Origin of the sequence: Pseudomonas sp. DR208 (genome assembly GCF_019823005.1) — a bacterium.
Classification (GTDB): Bacteria; Pseudomonadota; Gammaproteobacteria; order Pseudomonadales; family Pseudomonadaceae; genus Aquipseudomonas; species Aquipseudomonas extremorientalis.
On sequence record NZ_CP081944.1, the window covers coordinates 4,514,986 to 4,533,001 of the forward strand.

Here is an 18,016-nt window from a genome sequence, read left to right on the forward strand (position 1 = left end):
CGGACATGGCTCAGGCCTCGGAAGGAGTTTGCTTGTAGTTGAAACCAATCGGGTGCGGCATGTTACGGGCCTTGGCCAGCTCGATCTGCTTCTGCCGGTCGATCGCACTGCGGCGGGTTTTCTCCGGCAGCTTATCCCAGCAATGCGGGCAGCTGATGCCCGCCACATAGTGCTCGGAGGCGCGGTCCTCAACACTCACGGGTGTGCGGCAGGCATGACATTGATCGTAGTCGCCTTCGCTCAAGTCGTAGCGCACGGTGACGCGATTGTCGAAAACAAAGCAGTCGCCCTGCCATTTGGTTTCTGCCTGCGGCACCTCTTCGAGGTACTTCAGAATGCCGCCCTTGAGGTGGTAGACCTCATCGAAACCCTCACTGAGCATGTAGCTCGAGGCCTTCTCGCAACGAATGCCGCCGGTGCAGAACATGGCGACTTTCTTGTGCTTGGCCGGGTCGAAGTTGGCTTTGATATAGTCGGGAAATTCGCGAAAGCTGGTGGTTTTCGGGTCGATCGCGCCTTCAAAGGTGCCGATGGACACTTCGTAGTCGTTACGGGTGTCGATCAACAGCACTTCCGGGTCGCTGATCAGCGCGTTCCAGTCCTGCGGGTCGACGTAGGTGCCGACCTTCTTGTTCGGGTCGACGCCTTCGACGCCCAGGGTCACGATCTCTTTCTTGAGCTTGACCTTGGTGCGGTAGAACGGCTGGTCGTCGCAGTAGGATTCTTTGTGGTCGATGTCGACCATGCGCGGGTCGTTCTTCAGCCAGGCCATCAAGCCATCAATGCCTTCGCGGCTGCCGGAAACGGTGCCGTTGATGCCTTCCTCGGCGATCAGCAAGGTGCCTTTGATGCCGTTGTCGAGCATCGCCTGCAACAGTGGCTCGCGCAGGGCGACGTAATCTTCGAGGGTGACGAACTTATACAGTGCCGCCACGACAATCGGTTGAGTCATGGGTGTTCTCTCCAGGTGGCTACCCTCGTAAGGGGTGAACCGGATGCAAAAAAAACGCGCCGTCTAGGCGGCGCGTCGCGGATTCTAACAAATGCCCGGTGTCAGAGACACCCGATCATCAATCATGCCCGCCGGCGCAGGTCGGCGAGGCCGGGGCTGCGTCGATTTTCGCCCACTCTTCAGGCGTGTAGGTATGCAGCGCCAGCGCATGAAACTCGCTCATCAGGTCACCCAGGGTGGCGTAGACCTTCTGGTGGCGCTTGACGCGGTTGAGCCCCTCGAACTGCGGGCTGACCAGCACGGCCTTGAAGTGGGTCTGCAACCCACGGCTGTGCATGTGGCTTTCGTCCAGCACACTCAGGTGGTCGGTGCCCAGGGCGGCAAGCGCCGTTTCGATACGCTGTTGCATGGTCATTCCTGCTTACTTCTTCTTGGCCGGGGCGGCGGCTTTAGGCGTCAGCTCGTTGGTCATGTCTTCCAACAGCTTGTTCACCACCGGCACGGCGCTTTCCAGCTTCGCCTGGGTCATCTGGGCCGATTGCTGGGTCAGTTGCGGCATTTTTTCCAGGACTTTCTTGCCCAGTGGCGACTGGTAGAAGGCAACCAGGTCCTTGAGCTCGGATTCGCTGAAGTTGGTGGTGTAGAGCTTGACCATGTCTGGTTTCAGCTTCGGCCAGCCGATGGCCTGGTCGAGGGCGGCGTTGGCCTTGGCCTGGTAGCTGTCCAGTACGGACTGCTTGGCGGCAGGCGCCTTGGTCTGTTCGAAACGCTGGGCGAACATTTGTTGCACTTGCATGTACACCGGGGTACCCAGCTTGTCGGCGTGGGCCAGGGTAAGGAAGGCTTCGGCACTGGCGTTGTGGCTGGCGGTATCGGCAAGAACCTGGCCGCTGGCGCAAACCAGAGCAACCGCGGTACAGATGGCACGAAGACGAGTCATCGAGTTTCCTTTTCTAGCAGGCGAGGTAAGACCCCAAGGGCGCCCATTCTGCGCCTAAAAAACCTTAGGGCTCAACCCCGGGCCTTGTCGGACAGGGATTGCCCGATGAAAAGTCTTTCAGGGGAACCCCCGAGGCTCTTCACAGCCTAAACTGCGCAAACGAACCTGAAGGAGTGTGCCCGATGAGCCGTATCGAAACCGACAGCCTGGGAGAAGTCGATGTCCCGGATGACGCTTACTGGGGCGCCCAGACCCAACGTTCGCTGGTGAACTTCGCCATCGGCGAGCAGCGCATGCCCCTGGCGGTGTTGCACGCCCTGGCCCTGGTCAAGAAGGCGGCGGCACGGGTCAACGACCGTAACGGCGACCTGCCCGCCGACATCGCCCGCCTGATCGAACAGGCCGCCGACGAAGTGCTGGCCGGTCAACATGACGACCAGTTCCCCCTGGTGGTGTGGCAGACCGGTAGCGGGACCCAGAGCAACATGAACGCCAACGAAGTGATCGCCGGTCGCGCCAACGAACTGGCGGGCAATAAGCGCGGCGGCAAGAGCCCGGTGCACCCCAACGATCACGTCAACCGTTCCCAGAGTTCCAATGACTGCTTCCCTACCGCCATGAGCATCGCCGCCGTGCAGGCGGTGCATCAACGGTTGCTGCCGGCGATTGCCACCCTGTCCGGCGGCCTGGCAGAGCAAGCCGCCAAACATATGAAGCTGGTGAAGACCGGGCGCACCCACATGATGGATGCCACCCCGATCACCTTCGGCCAGGAGCTGTCGGCATTCATCGCTCAACTCGACTATGCCGAACGTGCGATCCGCGCCGCGCTGCCCGCCGTGTGCGAGCTGGCCCAGGGCGGCACCGCCGTGGGCACCGGGCTCAATGCGCCCCATGGCTTCGGCGAGGCGATTGCCTCGGAGCTGGCGGCGCTATCGGGCTTGCCGTTCGTCACCGCGCCGAACAAATTCGCCGCCCTCTCCGGCCATGAGCCTCTCGTGACGCTGCACGGCGCGCTGAAAACCCTGGCCGTGGCCCTGATGAAAATCGCCAATGACCTGCGCCTGCTGGGCTCCGGGCCGCGCACCGGGCTGGCCGAAGTGAAATTGCCGGCCAACGAACCGGGCAGCTCGATCATGCCGGGCAAGGTCAACCCGACCCAGTGTGAAGCACTGTCGATGCTGGCCTGCCAGGTGTTGGGCAATGACGTGACCATCGGCATTGCCGCCAGCCAGGGTCACTTGCAGTTGAATGTGTACAAGCCGGTAATCATCCACAACCTGCTGGAGTCGATCCGCCTGCTGGCCGACGGCTGCAACAACTTCCAGGAACACTGCGTGGCCGGGCTGGAGCCTGACCCTGTGCAAATGGCGGAACACTTGGAGCGTGGCTTGATGCTGGTCACCGCGCTCAACCCGCACATTGGCTACGACAAGTCCGCCGAGATCGCCAAGAAGGCCTATGCCGAAGGGCTGACGCTGCGGGAAGCCGCGCTGGAACTGGGCTACCTCACCGATGGGGAGTTCGACCAGTGGGTTCGCCCCGAAGACATGCTGGGCACCTAGCCTAGGACGCCAGGCGCAACCGCCGGGCCCTGAGCCCGGCGAGCAACGACGGCGCCAGCGCCACGGTTGCCGAACCCAGCACCACCACCAACGCCCCGGCATAGCCCAGGGCGTTGATCTCTTCGGCCTGCACATAGTCGGGCCACAGCCAGGCCGCCACGGCCACCGCCACAAAGGTCACCAAAGGCGTGAGCGCCAGGGTCGCACTGACCCGCGAGGCCTCCCAGTGGGCCAGCGCTTCGGCAAAGGCGCCGTAGGCCACCAGGGTATTCATGCAGCACGCCAGCAATAGCCAGCCTTGCAGCGGGCTCAGGTGCAACGCCTCCAGGGGATGTGCCCAAGGCGTGAGCAACACGGCGCAGGACAGGTAGATCACCATCATCACCTGCAGCGAGTTCCACACCGTCAGCAGTTGTTTCTGGCCGAGGGCGTAGAACACCCAGATCGTGGTGGCGAGCAGGATGGTCAGCACGCCGGCGGTGTAGGCGCCGAGCGAGGTCAGCAGTTCTTCCAGGCGCTGGTTGAAAAACAGGCCGAAACCAATGATCAACACCACCAGCCCCACCCCCTGTCCCAGGCTGAAGCGCTCCTTGAAGACGAACACACTGGCGACCATCAAAAAGATCGGCCCCATCTGCACCACCAACTGCGCGGTGCCGGGGCTGAGCAATTTCAGGCCCACCAGGTACAGCACGTAGTTGCCCACCAGTCCGCACACCGCCATCGCCACCAGCCAACCACCCCGGGGGCCAAGCACCTTGCGGCTGGGCAAGCGTTTGGTCAGCGCCAGGTAGACGAACAGGCAACTGCCGGCCACGATCAGGCGAAACCAGGTGACGGTGATCGGGTCCATCACCTGCAGCACCTGCTTGAGTTTGATCGGCAGAATGCCCCACAGAAACGCGGTCAGCAGGGTCAGGAGAAAACCATAGACCCAGCGGCCGGAAGAGATGTGCATGAGTACCCCAGAAGCTGGAGGAAGTGGAGCCGCATTCTAGGGGCACCCGATGCACTTTGTGTAGCGAACACTTAATTTGCCGATCAGCGCACCGCTTCGAACAACCCGGTGGCCCCCATACCGCCGCCCACGCACATGGTGACGATGCCGTAACGCAGGTTGCGTCGCTGCAACTCACGCACCAGGTGCCCCACCTGCCGCGAGCCGGTCATGCCGAATGGATGCCCGATGGAGATCGAACCGCCATTGACGTTGTACCTGGCATTGTCGATTTCCAGGCGATTGCGCGCATACAGGCATTGCGAGGCAAACGCTTCGTTAAGCTCCCACAGGTCGATGTCCGCCACCTGCAACCCTTTGGCCTTGAGCAACTTGGGCACCGAGAACACCGGGCCGATGCCCATCTCGTCCGGCTCGCAACCGGCCACGGTGAAGCCACGGAAAAACGCCTTGGGCTGGAGCCCCAGTGCCAGGGCTTTCTCCAGGCTCATCACCAGCGTCATCGAGGCGCCGTCGGAGAGCTGCGACGAGTTGCCCGCCGTCACCGAACCATCCTCGGCGAACACCGGCTTCAAACCCTGCAGACTGGCCAGGGTAGTGTCCGGGCGGTTGCAGTCGTCACGGTCGACCACACCTTCCAGGATCTGCACCTCACCGGTGTTCTTGTCTTCGACTTTGTACTTGACCGCCATCGGCACGATTTCATCTCTGAAAAGCCCATCGGCCTGGGCCTGGGCGGTGCGCTGCTGGCTTTGCAGGGCGTACAGGTCCTGTTCTTCGCGGCTGACGTGGTAGCGACGCGCGACGATCTCGGCGGTCTGGCCCATGGGGAAATAGATACCCGGCACCTGCTCTTTGAGCAGCGGGTTGATCAGGTTGTCGGTATTGACGCTTTTCATCGTCAGGCTGATGGACTCGACACCGCCGGCCACGATGATATCGCTGCAACCCGACGCAATCTGGTTGGCCGCAATGGCAATCGCCTGCAAGCCCGAGGAGCAGAACCGGTTGAGGGTCATGCCGGCCACGCCGGTGCCCAGTTGCGAGAGCACCGCCACATTGCGCCCGATGTTGTAGCCCTGTGCGCCCTCGTTGGAGCCGGCGCCGACGATGCAATCCTCCACCGTCGCCGGGTCGATGCCGTTGCGGGCGAGCAGCGCGTTGACGCAATGGGCCGCCATGTCATCGGGGCGGGTCTGGTTGAACTTGCCGCGAAAGGACTTGGCCAGGCCGGTTCGCACACTGTCGACGATCACTACTTCACGCATGGGCTACCTCGATCTTGTGGTTGTCGGATCGAGCATAGATCCCGCCCCGCGCCACCGCGACGATCATTCACCCCATAGATACAAAACCATGGCGAGCCGGCTCACTGCGTCATTTTTTCTTTTTCTTTTTGTCGTGCTTGTCGGTCTTGGCGAACGCTTCTTCCAGCGCCAGGTTGATGGTGCGCAACACCTTGACCCGCGCCCAGCGCTTGTCGTTGGCCTCCACCAATGTCCAGGGCGACACCTCGGTGCTGGTACGGTCGACCATATCGCCCACGGCCGCGCGGTAGTCATCCCATTTGTCACGGTTGCGCCAGTCGTCTTCGGTGATCTTGAAGCGCTTGAACGGGATTTCCTCGCGGGCCTGGAAGCGCTCCAGTTGCGTGTCCTTGTCGATGGCCAGCCAGAACTTGACCACGATCACACCCGCATCGCGCAGTTGCTCTTCGAAGTCATTGATCTCGCCATAGGCGCGCATCCAGTCCGCCGGGGTGCAGAAGCCTTCAATGCGCTCCACCAGCACGCGGCCATACCAGGAACGGTCGAACACGGTGAACATGCCGCGCGCCGGGATCTTCTGCCAGAACCGCCACAAGTAAGGCTGGGCGCGTTCGTCTTCACTGGGCGCGGCAATCGGCACGATGTGGTACTGACGCGGGTCCAGCGCCGCCGCCACCCGACGGATCGCCCCGCCCTTGCCCGCCGCATCGTTGCCCTCGAACACCGTGACCAGGGCATGCTTGCGCATGCGCTTGTCGCGCATCAGTCCGGAGAAACGCGCCTGTTCGGTGATCAGTTGTTCTTCGTAATCGTCCTTGTCCAGGCGCTGGGACAGGTCGAGGCTGTCCAGCAGGCTCTTCTTGTCCACCGAGGCGATCAACGGCGCCGGGTTCATGCCGCTGGCCTTGCCCTTGGACAGCTTGAGCGCATTCTGCAGGCCTTCGAGCAGCAGTTTGCCCACGGTGAGGCTGCGGTAGTTGCTGTCCACGCCTTCGATCACATGCCACGGCGCATAGTCGCGACTGGTGCGGCGCAACACGCGCTCACCGAAGTGCACGAATTTGTCGTAGGTCTCGGATTGCTGCCAGTCCAGCGGGCTGATGCGCCAACTGTGCAGGGGGTCATCGGCCAGGGCCTTGAGCCGCGCCTTCATCTGTTTCTTGGAGAGGTGGAACCAGAACTTGAAGATCAGCGCGCCTTCATCGCAGAGCATTTTCTCCAGGCGTTCGGCGCCGGCGATGGCCTGGTCGAGGCGGGCGTCCTTGATCTGCCCATGTACGCGGCTTTGCAGCATCTGGCTGTACCAGTTGCCAAAGAAGATGCCCATGCGACCCTTGGCAGGAAGTTGGCGCCAATAGCGCCAGGCCGGCGGGCGCGCCAGTTCTTCGTCGGTCTGCTGGTCGAAGGTGCGCACTTCGATCAGGCGCGGGTCCATCCATTCATTGAGCAGCTTGACCGTCTCGCCCTTGCCGGCGCCTTCGATACCGTTGATCAGGATAATCACCGGGAAGCGCTTCTGCTGCTGCAGCTCGTACTGCACTTCCAGCAGGGCCTCGCGCAGGGCCGGCACCTCGGCCTCAAAGGTGTCTTTGTCGATGGCGTGACCGATTTCGGCGGATTCGAACATGGGCAGCTCCGTTTCAAGATGGCTCAAGACTAGCGGATTAGGCAGCAACACGCGGGAGGAAATTCCACCGGCGCTTGCCATGGATCAATTCAACGCCGGTTGATCGGCTAGAATGGCGGCCTTGCCTTTACCGAGCCGCCCATGAATCCCATCACCCACGCCCAACTCGACTGGGATGACCAAGGTCGCCCGCACTCGCGGATCTTCGACGATGTGTACTTTTCCGATAAGTCAGGCCTTGAAGAAACCCGCTACGTGTTCCTGGAACAGAACCGTTTGCGGGAGCGCTTTGCCGCGCTGCCCGCCGGTGGGCGGCTGGTGATTGGCGAGACAGGGTTCGGCACGGGGTTGAATTTCCTCTGCGCCTGGCAACTGTTCGAACAACACGCCGTGGCCGGTGCGCGCCTGCATTTCGTCAGCGTGGAAAAGTACCCGCTCAGCCATGCCGACCTGCAACGCGCCCTGCTGCTCTGGCCGGAACTGCAACCCTTCGCCGAACAACTGCTGGCGCAATACATTGCCATCCATCCGGGCTTCCAGCGCCTGGTGCTGGATAACGGCCGCGTGACCCTGACCCTGCTGATCGGCGACGCCCTGGAGCAACTGCCCCAACTGGACGCGCAGATAGACGCCTGGTTCCTGGACGGCTTCGCCCCGGCGAAAAACCCGGATATGTGGACCGCCGAGCTGTTTGCCGAACTGGCACGCCTGGCGGCACCGGGTTCGACCATCAGCACTTTTACCAGCACCGGCTGGGTGCGTCGGCTGATCAATGCCGCCGGGTTCAAGATGAAACGTACGCCGGGCATTGGCCACAAGTGGGAGATCCTCCGTGGGGAGTTTCTCGGTTGGCCGACCGACACGCCGGTACCGGCCGCGGCCAAGCCGTGGTTCGCCAGGCCGCCCGCCATTACGGGTGACCGCCACGCACTGGTGATCGGCGCCGGCCTGGCGGGCTGTGCGACGGCGGCCAGCCTGGCGGCCAGGGGTTGGCAAGTCAGCCTGCTGGAGCGCCATGACGGCGTGGCGCGGGAAGCCTCCGGCAATCCCCAGGGCGTGCTATACCTGAAACTGTCGGCCCACGGCACTGCCTTGTCGCAGTTGATCGTGGCCGGGTTCGGCTATACCCGTCGAGTGCTGGAGCACTTGCATCGCGGCGTCGACTGGGACGGTTGCGGCGTGCTGCAACTGGCCTTCGATGCCAAGGAGGCCCAGCGCCAGGCGCAACTGGCCGCTGCCTTCGCGCCGGACTTGCTGCACCTGCTCGACCGCGACCAGGCCCAGGCCCGCGCCGGTATCGCACTGGCGCACGGTGGGCTGTTTTTCCCCGAAGGCGGCTGGGTGCACCCACCCGCATTGTGCGAGTGGCAAGCCCATCAACCGGGCGTGACCGTGCTAACCCACCACGATGTGCTCGACCTGCGTCATGTCGACGACCAGTGGCAAGCCTGGGACGGTGAACACCTGCTGGCCAGCGCCTGCGTGGCGGTGCTGGCCGGCGCCGCCGAAGTCCAGCGGTTCGCCGACCTGCCCCTCAAGCGCATTCGCGGGCAGATCACCCGTTTGCCGCAGACCGCCGACAGCCAGGCCCTGGCCACGGTGGTGTGTGCCGAAGGCTACGTCGCCCCGCCACGCCTGGGCGAACACACCCTGGGCGCCAGTTTCGACTTCAAAAGCGATGACCTTACGCCCACCGCCGCTGAACATGCCGAAAACCTGGAGCTGCTCATGGGCATCTCCGAGGACCTGGCCCAGCGCCTGGGCGCCGACACCCTGGAGCCGGCGACCCTGGAAGGTCGCGCCGCGTTCCGCTGCACCAGCCCGGATTACCTGCCGATTGTGGGACCATTGGCTGACCGCCAGGCGTTCGACCAGGCCTACGCCGCCCTGCGCAAGGACGCCCGGCAAGTGCCAGGCACCGCTTGCCCCTGGCTGGACGGGCTGTACGTCAACAGCGGCCATGGCTCAAGGGGGCTGATCACCGCCCCGTTGAGTGCGGAGTTGCTCGCCGCCTGGCTGGACAACGAGCCGCTGCCGGTGCCGCGCGCCGTGGCTGACGCCTGCCACCCCAATCGGTTTGCCGTGCGGGCGCTGATCCGCGCCACCACCGGCAAGGTCGAGTGATCAACCGGCTGGGACCTCACACACGGAGCCCAGCGCTTCGGCCTTGATGGCGTCCTCGGTCAAGCGCTCGATCAGCACGCTTTCGGCCTGCTCCCGTTCACTGAGGACGGTGTGCATGCGACTACGGTAATCGGCATCGCTCAGTACCAGGCTTTGCTCGAAGATGTCATTGAGGCGCTCGTCATAGGGCGAGCTCAAGGCCTCGAAGCGAGCCGCATGGGCACGCTTGAGGTAGTCGGTCCAGAACGGCAGCTTCTTGAGATACGTCATCAGCTCGGGGGACAGCTCGGCCAGCGTGACTTCAGCCTTGGCTTCATCCAGCGCCAACTGAGTGACCTCCCCCAGCCGCGAATAACGCATGTGCCGAGGCTGGCCGGGCAAATAGAATTCGCCGACCAGCCCTGTGCGGAAAGCCAGGCTGACCTCCAATGGATCGGCGGCAGGATGCAGGCCACTGTGACGGCGCGCAATCGCCTCCAACTGCTCCAGGCGAAACAGGCCACGACCCAGTTTCAACAGCGGCCTGGGCGTCAGCGCACGCCCCTGGATGAGGGCCTTGGCATCGCTGATTTCCACCAGGACTTCCAGGCTGCTGAAGTTGACGGCGGCGGCATCGTCACAATTGATCGGCGTGGCGGCCCGTTCGAATACTTCCTCACGCAGTTCGCTGTTCATTGCGGCAGCCTCCAGCACCCGCCATACGCGGCGCTGCAGGTCCTCACGCACGAACTCGGCGTCTTTGGTGCCGCCCAGTTCCGCGAGCAACTTGAACAGGGCGTCCGACCGGTGATCGTCCTTGAGGCCCGTCCACGTGACTTTCTTCGCCGCATAGCCCGCCATCCGTTCGTCCGCCAGCCACAGTTCGCGTGCGCTCTGCTCGTTCAAACGCGCAATATCATCTTCCAGGAACCCCATGCCCGGACCGTACGCCTGCCGGTAATTTTTCAGGGCCAGTTGGCTTTGAGCCGATAACGGGTTGTGCCGCAAGTTGACACCCAGGGCAACGTTTCGCGGCACGCGCAATAGCCACTCCGGCAGCACGCTGATGTCATTGGCGCGCAAATTGATGTGTTCAAGATAAGGCAGACGCCACAGGTCCCTGGGCAGTTCCTTGAGCCGGCAGTTGCGTAACACCAGGCTGCGCAGCGCGAACATACGGCTGATATCCGGCGGGTCCAGCAGCGGGTTATCCGCCAGGCTCAACACCTTCAGGCGCGTTAGATCGGCCAGCTTGGCACGGGTGTATTCGGTGAGCTGGAGTTTGTTGTTGCTCAGGTACAACCGCTCCAGGCCCGGCATGTGCGACAGGGCTTCAGGTAGCCGGGTAATCTGGTTTTCGCCCAGTTCAAGGGTGCGCAGCCCCTTGAAGTGGCTGAGGAAATACGCCACATCGTCGGTCAGGTTCAAACGGCGCAATGACAAATGCTCGACGTGATCGAAGCGCACCTGTGCGGGTAATGTCGGCAGAGGGCCGATGACCATATCATCGAGCAACAGCCCTGGAACCTGGCTGGCGCGCTCATCGGGCAGGGTCGACATCCGTCGCCAGCATTTTTCGATGCTTTTCGCCGCCTGGTGGCGACTCAATCGATAGTCCCACAGGGGGTCGGCCTGCACGATATTGACAGACCTCTCGGCACGCCAGCGTTTGAGTGCCGTGTGCAGCGCTTCAAACTCCTGCTCACGTGCCTGGACCGCCTTGGCACGAGACAGGTGATCATGGCCCGCATCGCGCAAGAAATCGTTGACCTGCGACGGACTGAACAAGGGATAAAGCTTGTTGACCTTACGCACCAACGCCGCCGGAAAATGCTCTGCCTCGCCCCGCGCCGACTGGGTACAGATCAGCGGTTCTTCTTCCAGCAGCCCGCGTTCCGGCCACAGGTAACGGGCGACGCTTTCACGCTCATGCACCGTGGTGGCACGCAGGCGGCCCCGCAAGTCGGCGGCCTCATTCTCGGCCTGGAGCTTCAATGCAATACGCTGGCGTGGCAGCAGGCTATCGAAAAGCGCCGTGTACAAGCCGTCCGCGCCTGTCGCGACCGGCCCCAGGGCCTTGCCTTTTTGATCGAATGCCTGATACCCCTGGGGCGTACTGACCAGGGTCCTCTGCGTCGCAGCTGTTGAAGCGCCCGTCTCGGCCAGCACCTCCCCGCTCAGGGTGTGCCTGCGTACCTGCAATGCCAGGTCTCGGGGCCAGCCGGGCATTCGCTCCAGCATACCGACGGCCACGCGTCGGGTGCCGTCCCCCGCCAACTCCGGCCAGTACAGGCCCATCAGCGCGCGGTCCTGCTCCAACTGGTCCACCGCCTCGCGTGCCCGCTGGGCAAGCACCAGTGGTACTCGGCCAGTGGTGCGCAAATACCGGCGCTCCCACAATGTGGCCTGTGAGTACAGCTCCCACGCCACACGGGGCGGCAGTTGTTTGAAGCGTTCGCACAACGGCACCAACTCGTTCAGAGCAACACCGGCGTAATAGGTGCACAAACGATCAAGCACGGTTTGATGCCGGCTACGCAGGGTGTCCAACAGACGCCGCTCCAGTGTGCTGCGCATGTCGTCTTCCGCCACGCCCTTGCCCAACAGGTCGACACGCTCTTCGTCGCTCAGATGCTCCAGCAAGGTGTCCATGACCCGCCCATCCCTCAACTCCTTGCGGGTGATATGGATGCTCAGGTCCTCATAATCGAAAGGTGCTGTTTCCGGATGCCTTTCCAGCAGTTCGCCCTCCTCGTCCAGCACCTCGAAAAAACGTCCCTGGGGCCAGCCAGGCACCAGCGGCAATGCAAACAATTGGACGCGTGCGGTACTCGCATCCGGACGTTGACCACGCGCCAGGTACTCCATCAGTTCACGGACCCTGTCGTTTTGCTTGTAGCGCAGCACGCTGTCATGAAAACGCTCGGGTAACGGCTCGTAGGCACTGCCCAATGCCCGCAAGTGTGGCAGGGTCATTCCTGTGAGGGTTGCCAGGTTCGACAACGGCTCAGCGGGCAATTCCTCAAGGCTTGGATCCAGTCGCCTGAGGCTGTAGACGGGATCGTCCCATTGCAAGGGGCGCTCGTAGACATGCTGCCAGCCACCACGGAAGTTGTGCTCCAGCGTCGGGCGGTAAGCCTGCGGGCGCTGTGGATGAATAACCCGCCACTTCTGCAGTTTGGTATCGAAGGCAACCGAATAGTGGTTTCCCCCCATCCGGATGTAAGAGCGGCCGTTGACTTGGTAGACGCCGCGAGAACTGGCCACGGTCTGGCGTGCGACCGGCTCAGGCTGTCGATAGGCATTGAGCCGTGGCCGCCAGAGTTTCTGGCCCTGGTCGGCAGTGGTGACGGTTTCGAACTTCTCGAAGAACTCCGTAGAGGTTGTCAGGGTGCGCTTCAACGTCCCCACGACCCGCCCCCCTGCCACAAACAAAGCCATGGCCGCGACGTTTTCGGCCACATTCACCAGATGCCTGAGGGCCTCGGTATGTTCATCGTGCTGCCAGTCCTCGACGGCCTCGAACACTTCCCCCAACAGCTGTCCGATGGCTACCCCGAGCATCAACTGACCCAACACCGGCACCACCAACGCCGCCACATTCAGCAGGTCCAGCCCCAGGTCCAGATAGCGCTGCGTGCGCTCTTCACTGGCTTGCTGGTCGACCTGGGCCTTGGGCACCGCCAGCACTAACGCATCCAATTGAATCTTGCCGACGAATGCCTGGAAGAAGAACCCCGTCAGGCTGGTCGTGACGGGTAAGGCGCGCAGCTGGCCAACCTTGCGCGTCATGTCGAACGATTCGAAAAAATCCAGGCGGTTGGACTCATCCAGGTACCCTTCGAAAAACGTCCGGTAGCTCTTGATTTGCAGCTTCAAGGACAAGTACAGCTTGAAGTCTTCCAGCGTCGGGTACTCGTACCAGGGCCTGGAGGGTTCGTTAGGCATGTAGACAATAAAGGGGCCGGTATCCAGGCTGCCCGGTACGCTGTCGGAAAACACCAATACACTCCACACACAGGTGTCATCGATGTTCACGCCTTGCCACGTAGTCAGACCGTTGCCCGGCACCTTGCTCTTGAGCTCACTGGCCGGACGGTCGAAACCGATCAGCTTGAGCAACCGGGCATAGGTCCCGGCTTCGATATGCCCCTTGCACAAGGCAATATGCAGATCCGTGCGCATGTCCATGAGTTTGCCCAAGCCAATACTGACGGCAGCCTGGTTGTAGGAGCTGACTTCCTCTTTGCTTTTCGGGTCGGGCAGGTCGAAGACCTCTTCGATGTGTTTTTGATAGAGGGCCCCCAGGTCCAGCTCCCGGCAATAACCGACAAATTCAGGCACCGTCATCCCGACCATCGGCTGCCTGGTGGCCGCAGAGCGCACCACCGCTGCGACGGACATGCCCCCCGGCTCGGCGCGCTCTTCGGAGAAATTCTGCATCGCCGCGTGCAGCAGGCTCTGCTTGGTGTAGGTAACGGTCTGGTGCAAGCCGCCGCCCAGGTCAGGGCTGACGCCGGTGAGCTTACGTTTGGGCAACTCCAGCAGGTCTTGCCTGACATCCGGCGACTCAACCCCTTTGGCCCGCAGAAAATTGGTCAAGCGCTCTGCGCAGTATTGATCCAGCGATTCCAGGCGCTGTATTAGATAACGGACGTTCTCACGGATCGCCTTGCTGTCGATATGCGCCTGCTCAAGGGCCGTGAGTATCGAAGCGTCGGCCTCAACCAACCAGTGCGGCAGGGTTTTGCGCAAAACCTGCGCCTTGTCCAGGTCGGCAGTCATGTCGAGCAATGCCCTGTCCAGCTCATCCTGGGTCGCCCCTGCGGCGACCTCACTCAAATCGCGGTTTTGCGTCATCGGCATGTTTCCTCAGCCAGCTGAACATGACGCCAAACGATAAGCCTTGCCTGGGTCAAAACCGGGTATTTGTATACCGCCTTGCGACAGGCCCACTCCGCTTATAACCGATTGATCTAAAACTCCACGAATAGCCCCGTGTCAGTTTCTGGGTACGCGCCCTTTTGGGCGTATTGAGTTTTATGCTCCCCAACGGAAAAACCGGTAAGGAATTTATGTGCGGATTAGCTGGAGAATTACGTTTCGATGCCCAACCTGCCGACCTGGCGGCGATTGAACGCATCACCCATCACCTGGCCCCGCGAGGCCCCGACGCCTGGGGCTTTCATGCCCAGGGGCCGATTGCCCTGGGCCATCGGCGCCTGAAAATCATGGACCTGTCGGACGGCTCGGCCCAACCGATGGTCGATTCGCACCTGGGCCTGAGCCTGGCCTTCAACGGTGCGATCTATAACTTCCCGGAATTGCGCGAAGAGCTGGAAGCCCTGGGTTACGCCTTCTATTCCGGCGGCGACACCGAAGTGTTGCTCAAGGGTTACCACGCCTGGGGTGAGGCACTGTTGCCCAAGCTCAACGGCATGTTTGCCTTCGCCATCTGGGAACATGATGCCCAGCGCCTGTTCATCGCCCGCGACCGCCTCGGCGTGAAGCCGTTGTACCTGTCGCGCACCGGCCAGCGCCTGCGCTTTGCCTCGGCCTTGCCGGCGCTGCTCAAGGGCGGCGATATCAACCCGATCCTCGATCCGGTAGCCCTGAATCACTACCTGAATTTCCATGCGGTGGTGCCGGCACCACGCACCTTGCTGGCGGGCATCGAAAAACTGCCGCCGGCCAGCTGGATGCGTATCGATGCCAGCGGCAAGACTGAACAGCAAACCTGGTGGACCCTGCCCTACGGCCCGCGCGAAGATGAAAAAAACCTGAGCCTGGAAGACTGGACCGACCGCGTGCTCGACAGCACTCGCGAAGCCGTGGCCATCCGTCAACGCGCTGCGGTGGATGTGGGTGTGCTGCTCTCCGGTGGGGTCGATTCGAGCATGCTCGTCGGCCTGCTGCGTGAAGTCGGCGTACAGGATTTGTCGACCTTTTCCATCGGTTTTGAAGACGCCGGTGGCGAGGCCGGCAACGAGTTCCAGTACTCGGACCTGATCGCCAGACACTACGGTACGCGCCACCACCAATTGCGCATCGCCGAAAGTGAGATCATCGAGCAACTGCCTGCCGCCTTCCGCGCCATGAGCGAGCCGATGGTCAGCCATGACTGCATCGCCTTCTACCTGCTGTCGCGGGAAGTGGCCAAGCACTGCAAGGTGGTGCAAAGCGGCCAGGGCGCCGATGAGTTGTTCGCCGGTTACCACTGGTACCCGCAGGTCGACGGTGCCGCCGATCCCTATATGGCTTATCGCGATGCATTTTTTGACCGCAGCTACGACGACTATGCCGCCACTGTCGCGCCCAAATGGCTGACCGCCAACGACGCGGCTGGCGATTTCGTGCGCGAACATTTCGCCATGCCCGGCGCCGATGCGGCGGTGGACAAGGCCCTGCGCCTGGACAGCACGGTGATGCTGGTGGACGACCCGGTCAAACGCGTCGACAACATGACCATGGCCTGGGGCCTGGAAGCGCGCACGCCGTTCCTGGACTACCGCCTGGTAGAGCTGTCGGCCCGCGTGCCAGGTAAATTCAAGTTGCCCGATGGCGGCAAGCAAGTGCTGAAAGAAGCGGCGCGCCGGGTCATTCCGAGCGAAGTCATCGACCGCAAGAAGGGCTACTTCCCGGTGCCGGGCCTCAAGCACTTGCAGGGCGATACCTTGAACTGGGTACGCGAACTGCTGCTCGACCCGAGCCAGGATCGCGGCCTGTTCAACCCCGCCGCGCTGGACCGCTTGTTGACCGACCCGCAGGGCCAATTGACGCCGTTGCGTGGCTCCAAGCTGTGGCAACTGGCAGCGCTGAACCTGTGGCTCAGCGAACAAGGAATCTGATTGATGAAACCTCTCGCAGCGGCCTATAGCCAACGCTTGATCAAGGGCCAGGCGCCGACCTACGAGCGCCTGCAGGCGCGCCTAGCGGAAGACGGCAGCCCATTGGCCGCCGAGCCGATTGCGGTGCATTGCGGCTGGGGCCGGTTGCTGATCGGGCATACCTTTCCCGACCCGGCCAGCCTGGCCCAGGAACTGCTCCATGAGCAGCCGGGTGAGCGTGACATTGCTCTGTACGTGGCGGCGCCCCAGCAGATCCTGGGCATCGATCCCCAGCAGCTGTTTCTCGACCCCTCCGACACGCTGCGCCTGTGGTTCAGCGACTATCGCCCGGCTACCCGGGTATTTCGCGGCTTCCGCATCCGGCGGGTGCAGACCGAGGCCGATTGGCTGGCGGTGAACCAACTGTACCAGGGGCGCGGCATGTTGCCGGTCGACGCTGAACGCCTCACGCCGCGCCATCAGGGCGGCCCGGTGTACTGGCTGGCGGAAGATGAAGACAGCGGCGCAGTAATCGGCAGCGTGATGGGGCTGAATCACCAGAAGGCGTTTCATGACCCGGAAAACGGTTGCAGCCTGTGGTGCCTGGCGGTCGACCCGCTGTGTACGCGCCCCGGCGTGGGCGAAGTACTGGTGCGCCATCTGGTGGAACACTTCATGAGTCGTGGCCTGAGCTACCTGGACCTGTCGGTGCTGCACGATAACCGCCAGGCCAAGAATCTCTACGCCAAGCTCGGTTTTCGCGCACTGACCACCTTTGCGATCAAGCGCAAGAATGGGATCAACCAACCGTTGTTCCTCGGCCCTGGCCCGCAGGCGGGGTTCAACCCCTATGCGCGGATCATCGTCGAGGAAGCCCATCGGCGCGGTATCGATGTACAGGTGGATGACGCCGATGCCGGGCTGTTCACCCTGAGCCATGGCGGGCGCCGTGTGCGTTGCCGTGAGTCCTTGAGCGACCTGACCAGCTCGATCAGCATGACCTTGTGCCAGGACAAAAGCCTGACGCACAAGGTGCTGAAGGCCGCCGGTTTGAAAGTTCCCTCGCAGCAACTGGCGGGCAGCGCGGATGACAACCTGGAGTTCCTCGATGAGCACCAGCGCATCGTGGTCAAGCCGCTGGATGGCGAGCAGGGTCAGGGCGTCGCCGTGGATCTGCAAAGTATCGAAGAGGTGCAGCAAGCCATTGAAGCGGCGCGGCAGTTCGACAGCCGCGTGTTGCTGGAAAGCTTTCACGAAGGCCTGGACCTGCGCATCCTGGTCATCGGTTTCGAGGTGGTGGCCGCCGCGATCCGCCGTCCTGCGGAAGTCACCGGTGACGGTCATCACTCCATTGGCGCATTGATCGAAGCCCAGAGCCGCCGTCGCCAGGCCGCCACCGATGGTGAAAGTAAAATCCCTCTGGATGGTGAGACCGAACGCACATTGAAAGCCGCTGGCTATGACTACAGCAGCATCCTGCCCCGTGGCCAGACCCTGGCCGTGCGCCGCACCGCCAACCTGCATACCGGTGGTTGCCTGGAAGACGTCACCGCCATCCTGCACCCCACGCTGGTGGACGCCGCCGTGCGCGCCGCCCGCGCCCTGGATATTCCCATGGTGGGGCTGGACCTGATGGTGCCCGCCGCCGACCAACCCGAGTACGTGTTTATCGAAGCCAACGAACGGGCCGGCCTGGCCAATCACGAGCCGCAACCGACTGCGGAGAAGTTTGTGGATTTGTTGTTTCCCCATAGCCAGCCTGCCACTCAATAACCC

The 18,016-nt window shown here is 62.5% G+C and carries 11 protein-coding genes; 4 read left to right on the forward strand and 7 right to left on the reverse strand.

The genetic code is table 11. From position 1 onward, the window contains the following. Positions 1 to 10 precede the first annotated feature (10 nt). The 3 genes from K5K89_RS20275 to K5K89_RS20285 form a co-directional block, all read right to left on the reverse strand. Positions 11 to 952, reverse strand: a complete 942-nt coding sequence (locus K5K89_RS20275) for a rhodanese-related sulfurtransferase (protein WP_222540145.1) — start codon at positions 950 to 952, stop codon at positions 11 to 13. A gap of 118 nt (positions 953 to 1,070) precedes the next feature. Then, positions 1,071 to 1,367 (reverse strand): BolA family protein, encoded by a 297-nt coding sequence (locus tag K5K89_RS20280; RefSeq protein WP_038847405.1) that lies wholly within the window; start codon positions 1,365 to 1,367, stop codon positions 1,071 to 1,073. A gap of 6 nt (positions 1,368 to 1,373) precedes the next feature. Continuing rightward, a complete protein-coding gene (locus K5K89_RS20285; RefSeq protein WP_058424992.1) occupies positions 1,374 to 1,892 on the reverse strand; it encodes a DUF2059 domain-containing protein in 519 nt (172 codons plus the stop codon). A gap of 182 nt (positions 1,893 to 2,074) precedes the next feature. Between K5K89_RS20285 and K5K89_RS20290 the strand changes: the two genes are divergently transcribed. Continuing rightward, positions 2,075 to 3,457: a class II fumarate hydratase gene (locus tag K5K89_RS20290; RefSeq protein ID WP_071490748.1), complete on the forward strand. Its 1,383-nt coding sequence runs from the start codon at positions 2,075 to 2,077 to the stop codon at positions 3,455 to 3,457. A gap of 1 nt (position 3,458) precedes the next feature. On the opposite strand, the gene K5K89_RS20295 is transcribed toward K5K89_RS20290, so the two are convergent. The 3 genes from K5K89_RS20295 to pap form a co-directional block, all read right to left on the reverse strand. After that, positions 3,459 to 4,415, reverse strand: coding sequence for a DMT family transporter (locus K5K89_RS20295; protein WP_071490749.1), 957 nt, complete (start codon positions 4,413 to 4,415; stop codon positions 3,459 to 3,461). Between the two features lie 83 nt (positions 4,416 to 4,498). After that, positions 4,499 to 5,683, reverse strand: coding sequence for a thiolase family protein (locus K5K89_RS20300; protein WP_222540146.1), 1,185 nt, complete (start codon positions 5,681 to 5,683; stop codon positions 4,499 to 4,501). Positions 5,684 to 5,792: 109 nt separating this feature from the next. After that, positions 5,793 to 7,310 carry a polyphosphate:AMP phosphotransferase gene (gene pap / locus K5K89_RS20305; protein WP_071490751.1) on the reverse strand — a complete coding sequence of 506 codons (1,518 nt, stop codon included), beginning with the start codon at positions 7,308 to 7,310 and terminating at the stop codon, positions 5,793 to 5,795. 141 nt (positions 7,311 to 7,451) lie between these two features. Here pap and mnmC point away from each other — a divergent pair, with 141 nt between their 5' ends. After that, positions 7,452 to 9,434: a bifunctional tRNA (5-methylaminomethyl-2-thiouridine)(34)-methyltransferase MnmD/FAD-dependent 5-carboxymethylaminomethyl-2-thiouridine(34) oxidoreductase MnmC gene (gene mnmC / locus K5K89_RS20310; protein WP_222540147.1), complete on the forward strand. Its 1,983-nt coding sequence runs from the start codon at positions 7,452 to 7,454 to the stop codon at positions 9,432 to 9,434. On the opposite strand, the gene K5K89_RS20315 is transcribed toward mnmC, so the two are convergent. After that, entirely contained in the window at positions 9,435 to 14,273 is a 4,839-nt protein-coding gene (locus K5K89_RS20315; RefSeq protein WP_222540148.1) for an NEL-type E3 ubiquitin ligase domain-containing protein, read from the reverse strand. Between the two features lie 215 nt (positions 14,274 to 14,488). On the opposite strand from K5K89_RS20315, the gene K5K89_RS20320 reads away from it, so the two are divergent. Further along, positions 14,489 to 16,261, forward strand: a complete 1,773-nt coding sequence (locus tag K5K89_RS20320; RefSeq protein ID WP_222540149.1) for an N-acetylglutaminylglutamine amidotransferase — start codon at positions 14,489 to 14,491, stop codon at positions 16,259 to 16,261. A gap of 3 nt (positions 16,262 to 16,264) precedes the next feature. After that, positions 16,265 to 18,013: an N-acetylglutaminylglutamine synthetase gene (ngg, locus tag K5K89_RS20325; RefSeq protein ID WP_222540150.1), complete on the forward strand. Its 1,749-nt coding sequence runs from the start codon at positions 16,265 to 16,267 to the stop codon at positions 18,011 to 18,013. Positions 18,014 to 18,016 lie beyond the last annotated feature (3 nt).

Coding starts and splice junctions, on each gene's coding strand:
- K5K89_RS20275 (WP_222540145.1), bottom strand. CDS start 952: ATGACTCAACCGATTGTCGTGGCGGCACTGTATAAGTTCGTCACCCTC.
- K5K89_RS20280 (WP_038847405.1), bottom strand. CDS start 1,367: ATGACCATGCAACAGCGTATCGAAACGGCGCTTGCCGCCCTGGGCACC.
- K5K89_RS20285 (WP_058424992.1), bottom strand. CDS start 1,892: ATGACTCGTCTTCGTGCCATCTGTACCGCGGTTGCTCTGGTTTGCGCC.
- K5K89_RS20290 (WP_071490748.1), top strand. CDS start 2,075: ATGAGCCGTATCGAAACCGACAGCCTGGGAGAAGTCGATGTCCCGGAT.
- K5K89_RS20295 (WP_071490749.1), bottom strand. CDS start 4,415: ATGCACATCTCTTCCGGCCGCTGGGTCTATGGTTTTCTCCTGACCCTG.
- K5K89_RS20300 (WP_222540146.1), bottom strand. CDS start 5,683: ATGCGTGAAGTAGTGATCGTCGACAGTGTGCGAACCGGCCTGGCCAAG.
- pap (WP_071490751.1), bottom strand. CDS start 7,310: ATGTTCGAATCCGCCGAAATCGGTCACGCCATCGACAAAGACACCTTT.
- mnmC (WP_222540147.1), top strand. CDS start 7,452: ATGAATCCCATCACCCACGCCCAACTCGACTGGGATGACCAAGGTCGC.
- K5K89_RS20315 (WP_222540148.1), bottom strand. CDS start 14,273: ATGACGCAAAACCGCGATTTGAGTGAGGTCGCCGCAGGGGCGACCCAG.
- K5K89_RS20320 (WP_222540149.1), top strand. CDS start 14,489: ATGTGCGGATTAGCTGGAGAATTACGTTTCGATGCCCAACCTGCCGAC.
- ngg (WP_222540150.1), top strand. CDS start 16,265: ATGAAACCTCTCGCAGCGGCCTATAGCCAACGCTTGATCAAGGGCCAG.